The sequence below is a fragment of the Kitasatospora sp. NPDC059462 genome, assembly GCF_042749955.1.
Taxonomy (GTDB): domain Bacteria; phylum Actinomycetota; class Actinomycetes; order Streptomycetales; family Streptomycetaceae; genus Kitasatospora.
The window spans coordinates 5,254-23,438 of record NZ_JBHYUU010000007.1 but is presented as its reverse complement, the minus strand read 5'-3'; the positions used below and the strand labels follow the sequence as shown (position 1 = coordinate 23,438).

19 protein-coding genes are annotated in these 18,185 nt (G+C 70.6%); 14 read left to right on the top strand and 5 right to left on the bottom strand.

Annotated elements, in window-relative coordinates; genetic code table 11:
- Positions 1–6: 6 nt before the first annotated feature.
- From ACFXAM_RS03525 to fabG, 3 genes are all read right to left on the bottom strand, one after another.
- Positions 7–1,248, bottom strand: a complete 1,242-nt coding sequence (locus ACFXAM_RS03525; protein ID WP_380287333.1) for an MAB_1171c family putative transporter — start codon at positions 1,246–1,248, stop codon at positions 7–9.
- 18 nt (positions 1,249–1,266) lie between these two features.
- Complete coding sequence (locus ACFXAM_RS03520) at positions 1,267–1,764, bottom strand: ImmA/IrrE family metallo-endopeptidase (RefSeq protein WP_380287332.1); 498 nt, start codon at positions 1,762–1,764, stop codon at positions 1,267–1,269.
- A 92-nt stretch (positions 1,765–1,856) separates the two neighbouring features.
- Entirely contained in the window at positions 1,857–2,564 is a 708-nt protein-coding gene (gene fabG / locus ACFXAM_RS03515) for a 3-oxoacyl-ACP reductase FabG (protein ID WP_380287331.1), read from the bottom strand.
- 402 nt (positions 2,565–2,966) lie between these two features.
- Here fabG and ACFXAM_RS03510 point away from each other — a divergent pair, with 402 nt between their 5' ends.
- Entirely contained in the window at positions 2,967–3,785 is an 819-nt protein-coding gene (locus tag ACFXAM_RS03510; RefSeq protein ID WP_188302133.1) for a helix-turn-helix transcriptional regulator, read from the top strand.
- 284 nt (positions 3,786–4,069) lie between these two features.
- Here ACFXAM_RS03510 and ACFXAM_RS03505 read toward each other — a convergent pair whose 3' ends face one another.
- A complete protein-coding gene (locus ACFXAM_RS03505; RefSeq protein ID WP_380287330.1) occupies positions 4,070–4,495 on the bottom strand; it encodes a helix-turn-helix domain-containing protein in 426 nt (141 codons plus the stop codon).
- Between the two features lie 355 nt (positions 4,496–4,850).
- Here ACFXAM_RS03505 and ACFXAM_RS03500 point away from each other — a divergent pair, with 355 nt between their 5' ends.
- The 8 genes from ACFXAM_RS03500 (at position 4,851) to ACFXAM_RS03465 (ending at position 11,962) form a co-directional block, all read left to right on the top strand.
- On the top strand, positions 4,851–5,192 hold the full coding sequence (locus ACFXAM_RS03500) for a hypothetical protein (protein ID WP_380287329.1): 342 nt from the start codon (positions 4,851–4,853) through the stop codon (positions 5,190–5,192).
- A gap of 208 nt (positions 5,193–5,400) precedes the next feature.
- A complete protein-coding gene (locus ACFXAM_RS03495) occupies positions 5,401–6,750 on the top strand; it encodes a winged helix-turn-helix domain-containing protein (protein ID WP_380287328.1) in 1,350 nt (449 codons plus the stop codon).
- The gene (locus ACFXAM_RS03490; protein ID WP_380287327.1) at positions 6,750–7,418 is read left to right on the top strand and encodes a DciA family protein; all 669 of its coding nucleotides are present in this window, start codon (positions 6,750–6,752) and stop codon (positions 7,416–7,418) included. The genes ACFXAM_RS03495 and ACFXAM_RS03490 overlap by 1 nt, the downstream gene beginning before the upstream one ends.
- A gap of 114 nt (positions 7,419–7,532) precedes the next feature.
- Positions 7,533–8,069, top strand: coding sequence for a WhiB family transcriptional regulator (locus ACFXAM_RS03485; RefSeq protein WP_380287326.1), 537 nt, complete (start codon positions 7,533–7,535; stop codon positions 8,067–8,069).
- A gap of 26 nt (positions 8,070–8,095) precedes the next feature.
- Positions 8,096–9,331, top strand: coding sequence for a DUF2637 domain-containing protein (locus tag ACFXAM_RS03480; RefSeq protein WP_380287325.1), 1,236 nt, complete (start codon positions 8,096–8,098; stop codon positions 9,329–9,331).
- Positions 9,328–9,552, top strand: coding sequence for a hypothetical protein (locus ACFXAM_RS03475; protein ID WP_380287324.1), 225 nt, complete (start codon positions 9,328–9,330; stop codon positions 9,550–9,552). The genes ACFXAM_RS03480 and ACFXAM_RS03475 overlap by 4 nt, the downstream gene beginning before the upstream one ends.
- Before the next feature lie 105 nt (positions 9,553–9,657).
- Positions 9,658–10,239, top strand: coding sequence for a plasmid mobilization protein (locus ACFXAM_RS03470; protein WP_380287323.1), 582 nt, complete (start codon positions 9,658–9,660; stop codon positions 10,237–10,239).
- Complete coding sequence (locus tag ACFXAM_RS03465; RefSeq protein ID WP_380287322.1) at positions 10,229–11,962, top strand: relaxase/mobilization nuclease domain-containing protein; 1,734 nt, start codon at positions 10,229–10,231, stop codon at positions 11,960–11,962. Before ACFXAM_RS03470 ends, ACFXAM_RS03465 begins: the two co-directional genes overlap by 11 nt.
- Before the next feature lie 74 nt (positions 11,963–12,036).
- On the opposite strand, the gene ACFXAM_RS03460 is transcribed toward ACFXAM_RS03465, so the two are convergent.
- Complete coding sequence (locus ACFXAM_RS03460) at positions 12,037–12,324, bottom strand: hypothetical protein (RefSeq protein WP_380287321.1); 288 nt, start codon at positions 12,322–12,324, stop codon at positions 12,037–12,039.
- A gap of 211 nt (positions 12,325–12,535) precedes the next feature.
- Here ACFXAM_RS03460 and ACFXAM_RS03455 point away from each other — a divergent pair, with 211 nt between their 5' ends.
- The 5 genes from ACFXAM_RS03455 (at position 12,536) to ACFXAM_RS03435 (ending at position 17,676) form a co-directional block, all read left to right on the top strand.
- Positions 12,536–13,339, top strand: coding sequence for a hypothetical protein (locus ACFXAM_RS03455; protein ID WP_380287320.1), 804 nt, complete (start codon positions 12,536–12,538; stop codon positions 13,337–13,339).
- A gap of 89 nt (positions 13,340–13,428) precedes the next feature.
- Positions 13,429–14,754 (top strand): MFS transporter, encoded by a 1,326-nt coding sequence (locus tag ACFXAM_RS03450; protein ID WP_380287319.1) that lies wholly within the window; start codon positions 13,429–13,431, stop codon positions 14,752–14,754.
- A gap of 45 nt (positions 14,755–14,799) precedes the next feature.
- Positions 14,800–16,065 carry an acetyl-CoA carboxylase biotin carboxylase subunit family protein gene (locus ACFXAM_RS03445; protein WP_380287318.1) on the top strand — a complete coding sequence of 422 codons (1,266 nt, stop codon included), beginning with the start codon at positions 14,800–14,802 and terminating at the stop codon, positions 16,063–16,065.
- A 126-nt stretch (positions 16,066–16,191) separates the two neighbouring features.
- Complete coding sequence (locus tag ACFXAM_RS03440; RefSeq protein WP_380287317.1) at positions 16,192–17,172, top strand: hypothetical protein; 981 nt, start codon at positions 16,192–16,194, stop codon at positions 17,170–17,172.
- Between the two features lie 105 nt (positions 17,173–17,277).
- Entirely contained in the window at positions 17,278–17,676 is a 399-nt protein-coding gene (locus tag ACFXAM_RS03435) for a hypothetical protein (RefSeq protein WP_380287316.1), read from the top strand.
- The last annotated feature ends 509 nt before the right edge of the window (positions 17,677–18,185 follow it).

Below are 18,185 nucleotides of genomic sequence, written 5' to 3'. Positions count from 1 at the left end.
GTCTCCCTAGGCCGCAGTGAGCGCCGGGAACTGGTGGTCAGCGGCGCGGTGGACGATGTCGTTGCTCGCGTACTGCCGAGAAACCGAGCGTAGCCACAACGCCTCGGCGCGCAGGTCTCCCTCGCGGGCGTCGGCACCGGATGCCTGCGGGGCAGGATCGTCCTGGGCAGGGGCGTCTGCACGGGCGGCCCGAATCGCTCCGGCGACCACGGCCGCCTCGACGATCGCGGCGCCGCGATCGGTCCCGGCGTGCCGGGTGGCGGCGACCGCTGCTGCTGCTGCGTGCTGGACGGCCCTCGAGCGGTGCTCGTCCAGGGTGAGGATCCCGTCGCAGACTTCCACGACCCGTCGGTGAAGGACGAGGTCGGACTCGGTCGCCCCGCCGATCGTCCGGAAGACGACGCTGGGGCACACCTTCGTCAGGTCCTGCCAGAGCGGGGTGAGGTCCGAAATGGACTGGCGCTCCCAGCGGCGGCGGAGGAACTGGGTTACCGGCCAGAGAATGGCGGGCAGGGTCAGCCCCGTCGTGATGAGTAGCACGCTGACGGCTGGCGCAGTCACGCTGAAAGCGCAGTTGACCGGCGTGACCGGGCTTGTGCAGCGGGGGCCACCGGGGATGGCGTTCCAATCGAACAATGCCGCCACGGCGTTGACGGTCTTGTAGGTGGTGTAGAGGAGCGCGACGACGCAGCCGGCGGCGGTCGTGCGGAGCCCGAGCCGCTGGGTGGTCCGGGTTGCCTTGCGGGCTCTGGTCCAGGTCTGGGTGAGGCAGTCGAAGACGGCGTACGAAAGGAAGGCGATGTACGCCGCCGAGTAGACGTGAAGGGACGTGGGTGCCTCGTCGAGGCCGCCCTGCGCCTCGGCCGTGCTCCACATCAGCTCGCGGGGTGTGACGGCGAAGGCGACGGCCATGGTGGCGACGGCCACGGCCAGGAGGCGAAGTCGCCAGCGGACCCGCCGGCGGGCGTCGGCGACGTCGTAGTTGAGGTAGAGGAGCACGGAGGAGACTGCGGCTCCTGCGGATAGGGTCGCACTGTTGCTCACCAGCCGGGAGAGGTCCAGCGAGACGGCGTCCTCCAACGCCCGGATCGTCGGCTGGTAGGCGCTGAAGGCGACCGCGAAGCAAGCGAGGAGAGCGGACAAGCTCAGAGTGCCCGCAGGCCGCTGGCCCGGACGCCGCCGGAGGGCCCAGTAGAGCGAGGCGGCGAGCAGGATCAGGGGCATGCCGCCGAAAATGGCGTTGATCACGACTTGTTCCTTGAGGGATCAGGCGAATATTGCATCCCAGCGCTCATCGGCGGCGCTGGGGCGCGCGGCGGGCATTACGGCTCCGCGGTACATGCGCTGAAGTATGAGAGTGGCCATCATTTCCGCCTCGACTTCCGCGTCGGTTTCGTACGACGTGCGGGCGGAAACCCCGAGAATGCTCCAGTCCATCAGGCTGGCGAGTTCCTCGTCAGACATCAGGTCAGCGAGGTCGATCTCACCCTTGTGCTCCCAGAGGATGTGGGAGAGTTCATGGGCAATAATCTGTCGCTGATGCAGCGCCGAGGCGTTTTTCTCGTAGTAGATGACCTCACGGTCGGAATATCTCTTGCGCAGTCCGCATGAGAATGCGCCCCTCATATCGACGGGCTCGCAGGCGATTGTCCGTCCGACCAGTGAGGCGACCGCTCCGATCAGGTCGTTCTCGCTGAACCGGTGCGGCAGATTCAGGCGCCCGAGTCGATCTTCGCAGGCGGTCCGGAGTGAACCCGCATGCACGGCACCTCCCAGAGATGATCAAGAATTCCGTTGGAGTCTTGGGTGGGCCCTGGGCGTCCCCTCGTGCGCCCAGGGCCCGGCTTCAACCGGGGTCAGTGCCCCATGCCGACGCCACCATCGACCGGGATGACTGCACCGGTCACGTAGGAGGCGGCGTCGGAGGTCACGAAGGCGACAGCAGCCGCGACCTCGTCCGGTCGGGCCATGCGGCCCATGGGCACGCGCTGCAGCAGGGACTCGCGCTGGGAGTCCGTCAGCACAGCGGTCATGTCGGTCTCGGTCAGGCCGGGCGCGACGACGTTGCTGGTGATCCCGCGCGAGGCCAGCTCTCGGGCCAGGGACCGGGCGAAGCCGATCAGGCCCGCCTTGGAGGCGGCGTAGTTGGCCTGGCCGGCCTCCCCCGTCATCGCACCCGCGGAGGAGATGAACACCAGGCGGCCGAACCGGCCACGCATCATGCCCTTGACGGCCCGCTTGGCGACCCGGTATGCCCCGGCCAGGTTGGTCTGGAGCGTGGCGTCGAAGTCCTCCTCGCTCATGCGGAGCAGAAGGGTGTCGCGGGTGATGCCCGCGTTGATCACGACGATCTCGATCGGGCCGTGCGCCGCCTCGACCGCGGTCAGGGCCGCGTCGACCGACTCGGGGCTGGTGACGTCGCACGGCACCGCGAGGAGCCCCTCCTCCGGGGAGTTTCCGCTGCGAGAGGTGACGGCGACCCTGTGGCCCTGCTCACGGAGCTGTCGCGCTACGGCAAGGCCGATGCCACGGCTGCCGCCGACGACGAGTGCGGATCGAGACATGGGTACGTACTCCAAACGGGGTGAGGGAGGCCCGGCGCTACCTGGCAGCGGCCGGTAGCCCCACCCTGCCAAACCGTCGCCGGAACTTTCAGTTCCGGAACAAACACTTCCGGAAGCACCAGTTCCGGAACCGGTAGTTCGTGCTACACGCATCGACTTCGCTGCGTTATCGCCTGATTGTGCTAACGGAAAGTAATCGTTTGGCCCCAGGGGCCGTCGATACTGGGATCTGACGCCCCATGGGAATCGGCCCGCATGATCATTTCCAGCTGACTGTTCATCATCCGAAAACAAGCATCGAAATCGTTTCGTTACGTTGATTCGACTTTGCTGTTGGTGTGGTGTTCCCCACAGGCTCCTCCGGCATGCCTGCCTCTCGGCCGCTGCCTAGAATCGACGTTCATGAAGACCGACCACGAACGCCTGATAGCCCGTGATGAGACTCTGGCGGGCATGGTGGAACGCTGGCGCCGGCGCCTGGACCCCAATGCCCTTCCGGGTCTGGTGAAGACGACCGGCTCTGCTCGTCGAACTGCCGAAGTCTCGAAAAGCGAGATGGCTCGTTATATCGGCGTCAGCACCCGCTGGTACAGCAAACTCGAAAACGGCGAGGAAGCCAGCTTCTCCGAGGATTTCCTGGATCGACTCGCCTATACGCTGCGTTTGAACGACGCCGAAAAGCTCGCGCTTTTCCACCGGGCGATCGGGCGCGGACCCACCGAGCGCGGTGCGGAGCCGGACGCCATGGCGGCGATGGACGGCGACATGCAGCGCCTGCTCGCGAAGATGCTGCCGAGCCCGGCCTATATCTCAGACCTTGCCTGGAACGTCGTCGCGCACAACTCACCGGACAGGGTGATGTATCCGTGGGTCTACTCCGGCAACATCATGAGGTGGAGCTTCCTCTATCCGGAGGCGCGCGAGCAGCTGGTCAACTGGGAGGAGGATTGGGCTGTCCCGTTCTTGGCGCAGATTAGGACCGCAGCGGCGCAGCATCCTGACCACGTCCAGCTGAAGCAGCTCGTGCAGGACATCATGGAAGGCTGCCCCGAGGCGCAGGAAATCTGGGACCGCCACGACTACTACGTCCACCCGGACGGCGACGTGAGGTACATGCGCATGCCCCACGGCGGTGACGACAAGGTGCCTTGCCGGATCATGGCCCTGGCCCCGCTGCGCAACACCACGCTGCGATTCATTGTCAGCTTTCACGGCGTCTGAACCCCTTGCGGCGGACTCAGCCCAGGTTCCCCGGGCGGCCTTGGCCGAGTCCGCCGGTGCTGCCTTCGGCGGGTGATCACCGCGCCGCTCGGAATCGGGCCCCGCATGCTGGGCCGTCGCCGTCCGGGCGGCGGGCTCGGGTCGGCCTGCGCTTGACCTTGCGTGCCTCTCGCCTCCGCCCCGGTCGATGCCAAGCCGGCGGGAGGGTGAGGGGGCGCGCCAGATATCTATGCGCGTAGACAGGGCCGAGAAAAGAGCGCCACCCGTTCCTTTCGCTCGGGGTGTCAGGTAGGGGGGATCGGGGGTAGTCCCTGGGATTCTCTCGCCATGTCGATCATCTCCGTGATGCGCGCCATGTTCTTCGCATTGAGCCCCTGGCTGCGCAGCGCGATCGACTGGACGCCGGAGTCCCGCATGGCTGACGTCAGGTCGCGCTTGGCGAGTTCCGTCTCCACCTCTTCGTCGGTCACGACCCAGATCGTCGGGGGTGCGTCGAAGAACGTGCTGATCGCGGTGAGGGTTTTGATCGTCGGGTTCGCCCTGCCGCCGCCCCGCAGCTGCTTGATCGAGGACTCGCTGATGCCGGTGCCAGCCGCGACCTCGGCGATCGTGTACGGGCCGCGCTCCTCGGGATGCCGGTGCTCGAACAGGTAGGCCAGCCGCGCCGCGATCTGCGCAGCCCCCGTATCGGCGTCGATGTGCTTGGCCATCGTCGCTCCTCCCGTGTCAGATCGTCCCACGGGGACACTTTAGTGCCTGATAGTGCCTGACCGCACATCTTGAGGGTCAATCTATTGCCCAGGGCGGGCCATTTTGGTGTACGTTGATCCCGCCGAAGGGGTAATAAAGTGTCCGCCCTCCTCGGGGGTGTCGCTCTGCGCGCTCTCGAAGGGCGCTGGCCGGCCCACTGGCCCGCAGGACGGGTCACCTCGGCCGTTCTCGCCAAGGGCCCGGGAGTTGGCGCTCCCGGGCTCCTCGACAACGAGGACGTTCAACCACGTCCGAAGCAGCCGGCCTACCTGTTCCACCACGCGGCCGACCTGCTCCACTGCCGAGGAGTCTCGCATGTCCTCCTTCTCGCGTACAGCCGCGTCGCCGACCAGGCCCGACAGCACCGAGATCGCCACCGCCCCGGCCTCCTTCGTCGAGGCCCTCGCCGGTCTCCTCGCGCCGGACGCCGCGATGGTCCGGCTGGACCGCCGAGCCGGCAAGTTCCCGCGCACGGCCAGCGCCTTCGACGCCCAGCGCCGACACGTGCGCCAGCCGCTCGTCGACCGGCAGCTGGCGGCCCGCTGGATCGTCCAGCATTTCCCCGGTCTCGACCCGTACCTCGCCCACGAGCTGGACCTCGATACCGGACGGCTGACCGCGGTGGCCGCGGCAGAACCCGCCGCCATGGCGGCCTGACCCAGGGCGCCGCCCAGCAGCCTGACCGCCCCGGTCCCGCCGACCCGGCGGGCTCCGGCGGTCCGTCCTGCCTCGACCCGCACGAGGCGGCTGCCCCTCGCGATGAACGCGCCCAGCGCGTACCGCCGTCCGAATCCGCCGGTGCCGTGCCCCGAGCTGCGACAGCTCGTGGCGCCAGGCCGCCGTGCCCAGTGAAACCAGGACTTCCGTGCCCAGCTCCATCCTGCCCGGCCGCGCCCTCGAGGCGCAGGAGGCGGCGGGCGGCTTCGGCCTGCTCGTGCCCGACCCCTCTCAGTGGATATCGACCACCTCCGGGCGCATCTCGCCGGACCCGTACACCTGGCTGCAAGCCGTCCACTGGGTGCGCGACAGCCAGGCCCACCGCCCGGCCCGTACCCACGGTCCCCGCTTCGGCAGCACCACGATCCGCCTCGCCCAGCTGCTCGCCGAGCTCACCCCGTGCCGGCCGGGCGTCGGCTACCTCGTGCGGATGCTCCAGCTGTCCGAGCGCACGGTGCAGTACCACCTCTCCATCCTCAGGGAATCCGGACTGCTCACGTACACCGTCAAGGGCACCCGCATGCGCCAGGCCGCCGCCAAGGCAAGCGAGTTCGTCCGCACCATCCCTGTGCTGTTCGACGACGCCATCGGGCTGCGTACCGCCGAGTCCGAGACCTTCATCCGCACCGTCGTCGGTGTCGTCTCCGACGAGAGCCGTCTCGCCCTCGCCCAGCTCGGCAAGAAGGCGGCCCGAACCGTGCGCCGCGCCAAGCGGCGCACCAGAAAGGCCGGCATCAACTCCCCTCGGAAGAAGTCCCGTTGCACCCCAATGGGGGCAGGTTCTGTTACGTCTTCTCCTGCAGCACCTACCAACAATCCCTCTGAGGGCGACCTCGAGAACGGGAGAGACCAGCAGGACCGACCGGGCAAGCGAACCCGCCGGAAGCTGAACGCGGTCGGACGGCGCCACCAGCTGGCCCTGGAACTCGTCCGGCAGGTCCCGTGGCTCAGCGGTAGCCCGGTTGCCCGGATCGCCTGGGCCGTCCGCCACCTCGCGGACGCCGGGTGGACCGCCCACGAGGTCATCGCCGTCCTGGCCCAGCGGACACCCGCGCGCCGAGTCCACCGCCCAGTCGGCTTCCTCACCGCCCGCCTCGCCGGCGCCGAACTGCTCTACGACACCCCCGCCAAGCGCAGCGCGATCGCCGCCTGGTGGCGGGACAGCCCGCAGGCGGCCAAGGAGCGCCACGCCGAATGGCAGGGCACCTGGCAGGCCCCGCGCAGCACCGCGGTTCAGCGCCTGTTCCGGGACGCCTGGACCAGAGCGACCCGTCGCCAGCCGCTGGTGGCCCTCGACGAGCAGCCCACCAGCGAAGAGCACCGCGAGGTCCGGACCACCGCGTGGCGCCAGTACCTCACCGGAAGACCCGAACTCGTCGCCTCCGCCCTGGCCCTGGCCGGCCGGGACCAGGCCGAGCAGATCTACGGGCGCGACCTCGTCGAGCGCGTCCTGCGCCTCCGCACCACCAGCAGCCACCTGAGAGCAGGAACCGCGTGATGAACCACAACGAGAACACCGGCATTGACCTCGCCCGCCTCGCCCTCCGCCGAGCCCGCGCCGACGCGAGCAAGCGCCCCGCCGGCGCGGCCAAGGCCCCGACCACCGGGCGCTCTGCCGCCCCCCGGTGCGGTGGACTCGACCCCGTGGGGCTGGGAACGGCCCTGTCCGACCTGGTGACCCAGCACGCCTGGCAGGCGCCGCTGGCCGGCGGCGGACTGCTCGACCTCTGGCCGACGACCGTGGGCGACCTCGCCGACCACGTCGCCGCCGTCAGCTTCGACCACAAGAGCCGCCAGCTGGTCGTCCGCGCCACATCCCCCGCCTACGCCACCCACGTACGGGCCCTCGCCCCGGTGCTCATCGCGAAGATCAACCAGGCGTACGGAGAAACGATCCTGCACAGCATCCGCGTGCTGCGCGCGTACGGCACCGGGCCCGCCGAGGAGCCCCGCCAGCCTGGCAGGTGCGGCGGAGGCGCGTTCCAAGAGGCCAAGATCAAGACCCGCGAGGACGCCTCGCCCGGATACCTGCACGCGCTCGCGCAGCTGCAGGCCAGCCGCCCGAGCGCGCCGGCCGACTCGAGGACGAGCCCGGCCGTCGACCGGCGGATCAGAACGCTGGCCAGAGAGACGGCTCCCCGTCTCTCCGGCCCGCGACCCCGCTAGCCACCGAACGGCCGGCACCAGCGCGACCAACCCACCCCGACCCCGGCCGCGCTGAAGCCGATGCCCCGCACGTCCGCCCCCTTTCGGCAGCGGACCCACCCGGAGAACCACCCCGTGTCCAGCACCATCACCTCGATCACCAGCCGCCGACGCGACTACACCTGGGTACGCCGGGCCGCCTGCGCTGACAGCCCGCAGCCGGACCTCTTCTACCCCTCGGCCGGCGAGACCGCGAAGAACCAAGCCGCCAAGGCCCTGTGCAGCGCCTGTCCCGTCAGCGACGAATGCCTCACCGAGGCCCTGGAGACCAACGACCGCCACGGCATCCGCGCCGGCCTCGATCAGAACGAGCGACTCGCCCTGCACAAGCTGAACACCAACGGCCGATGGGAAGAGGACCGCGTCGTTGCCGCACTTCACGGCCGCCCCGTCTCCCTCTCCCGATCCGAGCGCGACAGCGTCGGCGTCGTTGCCGCCATCCTCGACCTCGACCCGCGGATCTGGGCACCCGTGCTCGACATCGGTCGCACCAGGGCGCTCACCCGACTGCGCGAAGCCCGCGCGCAGCTGGAGAAGCAGCCTTTCCTGCTGCGCCGCGAGCAGCGCATCGCCGCCCAGTTCAACCCGGAGCCGGCGGCGGTGGCGGCATGAACGAGCCTGGCAGCACACCGAATCGCATGTCCGGCTGGGACAAGGCCGCGATCGGCGTGATGGGCGCGGTCGGCGGCACCCTGAGCTACGACGCGCTGCAGCAGATGGCCGTCGCCATGCACGTGCGCCCCGAGCTGTCCTACCTCTTCCCCCTCGCGATCGACGGGTTCATCGCCTACGGCGTGCGGGCGCTGGTCGTGCTGAAGGAAGCGCCATGGCGCGCCCGCGCCTATACCTGGTCGGTGTTCGGCAGCGCCACGGCCACCAGCGTCTGGGCCAACTGGACCCACGCCGTCCGCCTCAACCAGGAGACCACGCCGGGTCAGGGGATCCACCTGACGAACGGCGCGGTTGGGGCGCTCAGCACCATCGCCCCGCTGGTGCTCGGAGGTGCCACCCACCTCTACATCGTCATGTCGCGGCACGCCACTCCCACGGCGGCGCACAGCGAGCCGGACGAAGCCGAGGCTGCACAGGCGGAGAAGCTCACGGCTCGCACGGAGCGGACCGACTCCACGACACCGAGCACTGTCCGCTCTAGGTGGCGAACCCGCTTCCGCCGCAGCCGCTCGGACACCCCGCAACTCGACCACGACCAGACCACCACCGAGCAGCCACGCCTGCGGCTGGTCGGCGCGGACCAACTGGGTCCGTCCGGTCCGGTGCCCTCGGCGGGCTCGTCCGGTCCGGTCTCCTCGGCGGGTCCGTCCGGTCCGGTGCCCTCGGCGGGCTCGTCCGGTCCGGTGCCCTCGGCGGGTCCGTCCGGTCCGGTGCCCTCGGCGGGCTCGTCCGGTCCGGTGCCCTCGGCGGGCTCGTCCGGTCCGGTCTCCTCGGCGGGCTCGTCCGGTCCGGTGCCCTCGGCGGGTCCGTCCGGTCCGGTGCCCTCGGCGGGCTCGTCCGGTCCGGTCTCCTCGGCGGGCTCGTCCGGTCCGGTCTCCTCGGCGGGTCCGTCCGGTCCGGTGCCCTCGGCGGGCTCGTCCGCGTCCACCGGACGAAAGCGGGTTCAGCTGGAGGACCTGGTGCCGGTCGCCAGGGAAGCTGCCGCGAAGGCCGGCCGGGTGAACCGGGACGTTGTTGCGGACGGCCTCCGGGAGCAGGGCTACTCGATCAGCAACGAGCGCATGGGAAAGCTGATGAAGATGATCGACGACGCCGCCGCCAAACCTCCGCCGAAACCCGTGACCGGTTCCCCGCACTCCCCGCACCTCGCCGCCCACCGGCCCACTCCCACACCCAACTCCATTCCAAGGAAGCGCACATGACCAGCACCAAGTCGAAGACCACCACCCCGGACGCCCTGATGCAGCTCCTCCTGGAGCAGCGGCTCGTCCGATCCGCCAAGGCCGCCAGCGACGGCAGCTGGCTGGTCCGCCGGTCCGCCGGCGGGCCGAAGGTCGTCCTGGAGAGCCCGGTCGAAGCCCTGGACTACGGGCTCGGCGTGCTCCTGGACGCGAAGCTCGAGCTGGAGTCCACTGCCGCCTGAGCGCGCCAAGTCCGTTGGCTGTGACCGTAGTTCTGTGGCTGACGGCTTGGCCCCTACGGCGCAGCAAGCTATCGCCAAAGCCGGGCTTACGCCCGACTTTGGCACTTGCCCTCGCCCCCGGGGGGCGAGGGAGGACCGAGGACGAGTCGAGCGGGGGCGCTCGACTCGTCCTCGGTCACCGGCACCAGGGGGTGCCGGCAGGAGAATGAGGAGGAGAAGATCGAGACGCCGAGCTCCGCCGCCGAGCCGTCCGCCGCCGAACCGACCAGTGACGCGCGCCCTGTACGTCGACCGCGCCGCCGCCACCGCAATCCCCAGAGCCGCACTCGCAAGCTGACCGTGCGTCTCAACGAAGACGAAGAAGGCGAGATCGCCGCTGCCGCCGCCAGCCGTGCTGTGACCGTTGGTCGCTTCATCGCGACCAGTGCCATCAGTGCCGCCCGCGGTCACAGCACCGCCACTGACCCACAAGACCGCCTCGACCGTGCCGTCGACGAACTCGCCGCCAGCCGAGCGCAGCTCGCCCGCGTCGGCAACAACCTCAACCAGCTCACCTTCGGCTTCCACGCCGCTGGCCACGTTCAGCCGGAAGAGCTGGCCCTCACCCTCGGTGCCGTCCGCCAGGCCGTGGCCGTGGTCGACGACACCGCAGCCCAGCTGGTGAACGGCGGTCCGTTTGGTTCCTGATGTCAGCCGCGGCAACAAGACCTACGGGTTGTTGGCCTACCTTTTCGGCCCCGGCCGGCGCGACGAGCACTTTGACCCTCACCTGGTGGCAAGTTGGGACGGGTTCGCGCCGGACCCGGGCCGCGACCCCAACGCCACCCTCAAGCAGCTGGAGCAGGCCCTCGATCTGCGGGTCAACCAGCGCGGTCGGCCTCGTCTGAAGAACCACGTCTGGCACTGCCCGGTGAGCCTCGACCCGGACGAGCGGTTGCTCTCCGATGAGGAGTGGGGCGAAGTCGCCCGCCGCGTCGTTGCTGCCGCCGGCATCGCCCTGCCTGGCGACCCGGACGGCTGCCGCTGGATCGCCGTACGCCACGACCCCCGCCACATCCACATCATGGCCACCATCGTGCGCGGCGACCTGCGCGGTGCCCGCCTCCACAACGACGCCCAGCGCGCACAGGACGAATGCCGCCAGATCGAGAAGGAACTCGGCCTGCGCCAGCTCAACCCGGGCGACAAGACGGCAGCCAAGCGGCCCACCAGCGCGGAAGGGCACAAGGCGGAGCGCCTCGGCCGCCCGGAGCCCATGCGCCTGCAGCTCAGGGACCGGGTCCGCCAGGCCGTCGCCGGCGCCGGCGACGAAGCCGAGTTCCTCAGCCGCCTCGAAGCTGCGGGCCTGCTGGTGCAGCGCAAAGTCGGCCCGTCCGGCGACGTTCTCGGTTACTCGGTTGCCCACCCGGACGACCGCAACGCCCAAGGCGAGCCGATCTTTTTCAGCGGCTCGAAGCTGGCGCCGGACCTCTCCCTTCCTCGCATCCGCAAGCGGCTGAACGGCGCTGTCCGGGCAGACGGCGCGAGCGCGGCCCAGGTGGGCGACCCGGGCGCCGGCAAGGCGCGGGTGCCCGGTTCCAAGGCCGCCCGTGCCCGCCGGGACGCCGCCGCCGCGGTCGACGACGCCACCCGCACGATTGAGGAAGGTCCCGACGAAGACGCGGCGGCGCAGCTGGTCGGCGCCATCGAGATCATCGACGTCCTGGCCGTGCGCGCCCCGGCCGATACCAAGGCCCAACTCCTCTCGGCGGCAAGGGCCTTCGAGCGGGCATCGCGCTCCCATGTCCGCGCTGAGCGGGCCGACAACCGGGCCGTCCGTACGGCGGCCCGCCAGCTGCTCAGCAGCGGCTACGCCGGGAATCGGGGTGAGGACGGCGGCGTCACCGCCATGCTGCTGTCGGCCCTGATCCTGCTGGCCATCGCGTCGGCGCGGTGGCACTCAGCGCGCGCCCACGCCCAGCAGGCTGCCGCCGCCGGCGCCGCTGCCGAGCAACTGCGGGCGGCGTACGCCACGGTGGCCGCCCGCCCGATGGCGGCCATGGCCTCGCGAGGCCGTTCCCTGCCCGCGCCGGTTCGCGAACGGCAGGACGCGGTCATCCGGGCCAAACTGCCCGAGGCAGTGGACACCGAGCCCGGTGGGCAGGACTGGGACGCGCTCGCGGCCACCCTCGCCGAAGCGGAGGCTGCCGGCCACGACCCGGCCGTGCTCCTCGAGCGAGCCCGGAACCGTCGTGAACTCGACACTGCGGAGTCCGTCACCGCCGTCATGGTCTGGCGGGTGCGCCGGCTCGCGGAGCTGTCGGCCGTACCTTCGGCTGAGACCGGAAAGGCCGGCACCCGTCCCAGGGCCGCAGGTCCGGCTGCCCCGGTGCCCGGGCCGCAGCGCCGGGGGCGCAGCGGCCGGGGCTGAACCAGCGGAGCCCCCTCGTACCCGACGAGGGGGCTCCGGGGTTGGCCGGGCGAGGCCGGGGTGCAGACGGCTCGTTACGAGTACTCGTCCAGGCCGCTCCAGCCGTCGAGGTTGTCCGGGCCGTCCCCGTCAGGGAACAGGTAGTCGGCGAGCATCGGCTCGGCGCAGTAGCACTCACCGTCGATGCAGTCCCGTGTTCTGGCGCAGCTGCCCCAGTCCGCGGGGAGCGGGGGCTGCGGAGGCAGCGGGGCGGGTCGTTGGATTCGGACGACGGCCGGGACTACCTCGCCGTCCACCCAGACTCCGGTCGCCAGCAGGTCGTAGTCACCGGCCTCGCCGCTGCTGTCGTTGTCGATCGTCACGGTGTACCTCCTGAGATCCGCCGACGGTCAGGTCGGCACCACGCTTGCGGAAGGTGAATGAAGGGGGCAAGGGCGCCGAGGGCCATAGCACAAGATCGGCTCGCTGCGGCGAGCCCGTCGAACGGGACTCTGGTGATCCGCCCGCCGACGGACGCGATCGACGCTTCGTCGGCGGGCGTGCCACCGCCCGAGAACAGCAGGAGGACCCGCCGTGCGCACCGACCAGGTCACCGTCCTGATCACCGAGGCCGGCCTCGACGTGAACGCCCACGTCATGGGGCCGCTTACGCCCCGGACGTACGACACCTACGACCCCGCGAAGCGGTACCGCGGCATCATCGACCCGCTGGAGAGCTACGGCCTGGAGTGCGTCGTCGACTACGGCGCGAGCGACTACGTCGTCAACGTTCTGCTGGTGGACGGCAGTCACCTGACGATCTCCCCGCCGGAGGACTGCGGCGACTACCGGCCCGGATCGCCCCCCAGCTGGCTCGTGACCCGCGACCACCCGGACAACCCCGACCTGTTCGAAGTCGCCTACGACAGTGAGCGGAACGGATCGCACGCCGCGAACGGTGGCAGCGTCCCGGAGCTCCTGGCAGGGGTGTACGGATACCTGGACCGCATCGACCCGGGCTGGCAGAGGGCAGAGGCCACCCTGCTCCGAGCGGAGACGCTTCTCCGGCAGGCCGGCTTCGTCAAGAACCTTTCGACGGAGCGCACTTCGTACCGTCTGCCCGCCACCCTCGCCGAGCCGACGCAGCGCCGGGCCGCCGTGGCCCGCGCCGTGGACGGACTGCGCGCCGAGGGGTACGGCGTCACCTGCCCGACACGCCACCGGGGCCTCCAGCCCGCCGCCGGACAACCGGTCGTCCTCGGCGCCCCGGCCGGGGCGGTGCGTCGCGAGGCCGCCCTCGCGAGCACACCGTCCGCAGTTCCTGTCGGCGAACACCGTGCCGCCCCGACCGGACCGGCACCCGCTGTCGCAGTCCTGCCGGTCTCCCACCGCCGCTGACCGACTCCAGCGCGCCCGCCCCACACCTCCACAAGCGGGCGGCAGCAGCTGCGCCGCCCCGCACCACGCCCAAGCCGGAGAGCACCCTCTTGCCCCTTTCGATCACGCAGCCCGCGCTCCTGGAGCCGTCCCGCCGAGTCCCGCGCCGCCCCCGGCAGAGCGACCGGGACTGGCTGCTGCGCTGCTACGTGCTGCGCGGCGCCGACGCCCTGGCGGGATCGGTGATCACCTACGCCGTGCCGCTTTTGGTCCTCACCCTCACCCACTCGGTGATGTGGACCGGGCTGGCCTTCCTGCTGGAGTGGCTGCCCAGGCTGGCAGCGGTCGTGCTCGGCGGGGCGATGGTCGACCGCTACAGCCCGCAGACCGCCGTCCTGGCCACCAGCCTGGCGCGCGGAGCAGCCGCCCTCCTCACCCTGGCGGGGATGAGCCTGGGGCTGGGCGTCGCGGTCGTGCTCGCCTTCGGCATCGCCGCCGGCATGCTGGCCGAAGGCAGCCTCCTTGCGGTCGAGTCCCTCGGCGCCGAGGCGAGCCGACGCGCCAGCACCCAGATCCACCGGGTGCAGTCCAGGTGCACCGCCATCGACCGCAGCGCCGCACTGCTCGGACCGCTGATCGGCGGCGCGCTCCTGCTCGCCGGGCCGGCCCTCCTGCTGACCACCGTGGCGATCCTGTCCACCGTCACCATCACCATGGCCCTGGTCATGCACACCCCGCGAACCCGCCTGCGCCTGGTCGCCGAGGCCCGCCGCGAGCGGGTCCGCGACGCGCTCGCGGGCGGAATCGACGCTGTCCTGCGCACCCCCGCCCTCGCCTGGCTGATCGGCACGCTCGCCTCGGCGAACGTCGTCTTCGGAGTCCTCCAGGTCTCCACCCCGATCACCGTCGCCCAGGACCTGCACCGCAGTACCGCCGCCACCGGCCTGGTCTGGAGCTTCGCGGCCGGCACCTCCCTGCTGGCTGCCCTGGCCGCGAAGCCCGCCATCGACCGCTTCGGCCTGTTCCCCGTGATCCTGACCTCCTCCGTCGTAGCCTGCACCGCGGCCGGCGCCGCCGCCATCGCTCCGACCCTGACCACCTACACCGCCGCGGTGGGCACGGTGATGGCCGCCGAGGGCGCGGCCACCGTCGCCCTGCGCACCGCACGAGCCCGGCTGATTCCCGCCCGCCGCTTCTCCGCGACGCTGGCCACCTGCGTCCTGCTCGTCCTGATACCGCTGCCGCTGGCCGGCCTGCTGGTCCTCGCCGTTCCGGCGGCCAACGTGAGGGCGCTGCTGTTCGCCACCGCCGTGGCCACCGCGGTCGCCACGGCCTTCTGCCTGGCCGGCCTCCACAGCCACCGGCACTCCTACGAGCACCCGGCCACCGAGCCCACCGCGAAGGAGGACGAGCACCTCCAGGCCCAGGCCGCCTGACCCTCCAGCCCCAACTCCCTTCCATCTCTTGGAGAACAGCACCACATGACCACGACCGCCGCCCATCCGGACAACGCCCTCGATGACGGGGTGCTCCTGGTCCTCGGCTCGGGCGATCAGGCGTTCAGCTCGTACTGCCTCACCGCAGCCGCCACGCGCAGCCCGCTGGTCCTGGTGAGCGACGCCGAGCCGACCTGGCAGCTGCCCTACCTGCGCGACCACGAGGTCGCCGACCTCGGCGACCTCGAGGAGCTGCGGTGGGCGGTCGCCCGCATCGCCGACCGCCACAAGATCAAGGGCGTGGTGACGTGGGACGAGCACGCCGTCGTCCCGGCCGCGCACATCGCCACCGACCTCGCGGTGCCCGGCCAGTCCTCGGCAACCGCGACGGCCTGCCGCAACAAGGCCGCGAGCAGGGCGGTGTGGGCTTCCGAGGGCGTGCCGTCCGCCCAGTCGATCCGGGTCACCTCCCTGGTGACCGCCACCACCGCGGCCCGCCGGATCGGCCTGCCCGTAGTCCTCAAGCCGGCCGCCCACGCCGACGGCATCGGCGTCGTCAAGGTCGACCGGCTCGACGAACTGCCCACCGCGTTCGCCTACGTCAACGCCCACGCCGAGACCCAAGGCCAGGAGGGCAACGGCATCCTCGTCGAGGAGTACCTGGAAGGCCCCGAGATCGCGGTGGAGTGCGTCACCTCCCACGGCATCACCACCGCCGTCGCCGTCACCCGCACGGAACTCGCCGGAGCGCACTTCCAAGCGGTCGGCCACGTCGTCGCCGCCGACGACCCGCTCCTCGCCGAGGTCGGACCGATCGCGGAGGCGGCACTGGACGCCCTCGGTGTCAACAGCGGCATCTCCCACGTCGAGATGCGCCTGACCACCGCGGGCCCCAAGTTGGTCGAGGTCAACGCCAGGATCGGCGGAGACCTGGTGGCCCACCTGGTCCACCTCGCCACCGGGATCGACCTCGTTGCCGCAGCAGCCGACATCGCCCTGGGCAGGGAACCCGACCTCACCCCGACCCGGGCATCCGCCGCCGGCATCTGCCTGCTCTACCCGGCCCACTCCGGAACCGTCCGCAGGGCGCACCCGCGTCCCGAACTCGGCACCCCCGACTGGTTGGAGCGCCTGGTGTGGGAACTCCGACCCGGCCAGCAGGCCCTGCTGCCCCCGCAGGGCGACCTCAACGCCGCCCGTCTGGGACACCTGGTGGTCACCGGCACCGACGCTGCCCAGGTGCACGAACACCTCGCGCACGCCGAGGGCCTGCTCGACACGGCCGTCGACCCCCGGCCGACCATCGGCTGACACCGGCCGCAGGCGGGCCTGGTGCGCTGCTTGCACCGGGCCCGCCGAGACCGAAGCCGCCCACCCCGGCCCGACAACACCCCGCACGCCGCCGGGCCGAGGAGAGAGAACCCAGGACCAGGACCCGTGAACCTCAACTCGTACTCCACTGCCCTCGCCACACACCTGCCCGGGACCTGGCGGGCTGAGCACCATCAGGGCCTCGACGAGGACATGGCCGACATCATCTCGCTGCTCGTCCTCCGGCCCACACTCCAACTCGCCGACTTCCATTACGCCGTCGTCCTCCACAGCCTCGCCCGGCCTATCGGCCTGCTCGTCACCGAGGAGCAGCTCCCCACCGGGCCCGGCTACAGGATCCGCTCGATGGCCGTGACCAACGGCAATTCGTACATGGAGCACGTCAACGACGGCGAGGTGCTCGAACTCCACGTTCCCGCTGAGGCTGAGCCAGCCCGCGCGGCAGCCGACATCGCCCGCACACTGCTGCCCCGCCACGACCAGATCCTCGCCAACCAGCGTCTGACAGTCCTGGAAGAAGCGCTCGGACAGGCCCAAGCGGCCGTCGACCACTGGGACTCGATCTCCGACAGCCTGAGCGACGAGGAGGGGTGGCCGCTGGACGACCAGCTCTACGGCGACGGCGTCGTCCGCCGCGATGCCGAAGCGCTCCGCCACCTCGAGCGGGTCCTACCCGACGCCAGCGCCTTCCTCCGCGACGGCCGCGCCGCCCAGGCCAACCTGCCGCCCGGGCCGGCCGCAGACCGAGCCGACTGGATGCTGGGCGAGCTGGAGAACGCCTTCACGAGCGCCAACGGAATCGTCCACCGATGGAACGGCATCCTCACCAGGGCCACCACGGTCGACGGCTACAATGAGGCGCTCGAGGAACGCAATTCCGAGGCGTGGCACGACGTGCACACCTGGCTCAGCCACGGCCCGGCCTTCACCGAACTGCTCCGAGTCGCTGCCTCAACCGGCGGCGCGGACCGACGAGCTGCCGCTCAAGCACGCTCTCCCCGGCGAACCGCCGGCGACCCGGCAGAGCAGGCCGAACCCCGTCCCAGCACAACACCTGCCAAGCGAGGCCCGGAACAGCGACGGTGAACGCCCGACCCCGGAAAGATCACAGCTGGGTAACGGAATCCAGTTTCGGGAATAAAATCGTACCTTTCGTGGTTATAGCCCCCACGTCTGATGAAAGGGCTGTACTTGTCGGATCTGCCGAGACGTCGCGACGACCACGAGCCGGCGTTCCTCCCGCCGCTCGCCGATATTGAACTGCACATCCCCGACAGCCCGTTGGTGGTCCCGGAACCCGAACCGGGCAAGCCCGTCATCCGGGCCGTGCCGCACGCCGACGAGCTGAACGCCCGCGGCATCGTGATCATCTGCGAGCACTGCAAGGCCCGCCGCGACTGGCTGCTCCTCAACGTGCGCGAGCAGGTATTCGTCCGCTGCCGCTGCTCGCACGAGTGGCTGGAGCCGGACCTGACGGTCGACTACTTCGACCAGCACTTCTCCCACCCGGAGAAGGTGTGGGACGACTTCGAGGTCGCCATGACCTCGGCCGGCTACGACGGCGCCTTCGCGGGGATCTACTTCAACTGAGCGGGCGAGCTGGTGCCCGAGCCGCGGCTACCGCGCGGACTCTGGTCGGGTGAGCCTCCCTGCGGCTGAGCTTCGCAGGGCGGCCGGCGGCGCGCAACTGCGGTGCTGGATTTGCTGGATGGGAAATGACGGGGGCCTTGGTGGCGTCGATGCTGGGACGCGAAGTGCCCGGATACCGGCGAGAGTGCCGGTACGCCGGGCGAGGGTGCACGTGCTTCTACTACACCGGCGAGTTCGGGCGGCGGGCCGCGCGGCTGCGCCGGCGCCGGGCGCGGCGGGTGGAGGCCCGTACGTGGCCAGCCGACGGCTCGTAGCCGACTCCAGAACCGAGAAGACCCTGACTGGGCGTCCTGTACCCGGTGTTGAGGTCTGACACCTGCACCACGAATGAGGCGGGGGGCCGGTTATAATCGGCCCCCCCCGCATAGCCAACCCCCGCGGGCCCCCGCCAAAAGCCCCCCCCCACAAAGAACTAAACCCGCAACGACAAGCCCAACACGCCCCAGGCC

Bases quoted from the DNA above. Each gene is read 5' to 3' on its own strand.
- ACFXAM_RS03445 (WP_380287318.1), top strand. From the start codon at position 14,800: ATGACCACGACCGCCGCCCATCCGGACAACGCCCTCGATGACGGGGTG.
- ACFXAM_RS03505 (WP_380287330.1), bottom strand. From the start codon at position 4,495: ATGGCCAAGCACATCGACGCCGATACGGGGGCTGCGCAGATCGCGGCG.
- ACFXAM_RS03480 (WP_380287325.1), top strand. From the start codon at position 8,096: ATGTCCGGCTGGGACAAGGCCGCGATCGGCGTGATGGGCGCGGTCGGC.
- ACFXAM_RS03510 (WP_188302133.1), top strand. From the start codon at position 2,967: ATGAAGACCGACCACGAACGCCTGATAGCCCGTGATGAGACTCTGGCG.
- fabG (WP_380287331.1), bottom strand. From the start codon at position 2,564: ATGTCTCGATCCGCACTCGTCGTCGGCGGCAGCCGTGGCATCGGCCTT.
- ACFXAM_RS03500 (WP_380287329.1), top strand. From the start codon at position 4,851: ATGTCCTCCTTCTCGCGTACAGCCGCGTCGCCGACCAGGCCCGACAGC.
- ACFXAM_RS03490 (WP_380287327.1), top strand. From the start codon at position 6,750: ATGAACCACAACGAGAACACCGGCATTGACCTCGCCCGCCTCGCCCTC.
- ACFXAM_RS03475 (WP_380287324.1), top strand. From the start codon at position 9,328: ATGACCAGCACCAAGTCGAAGACCACCACCCCGGACGCCCTGATGCAG.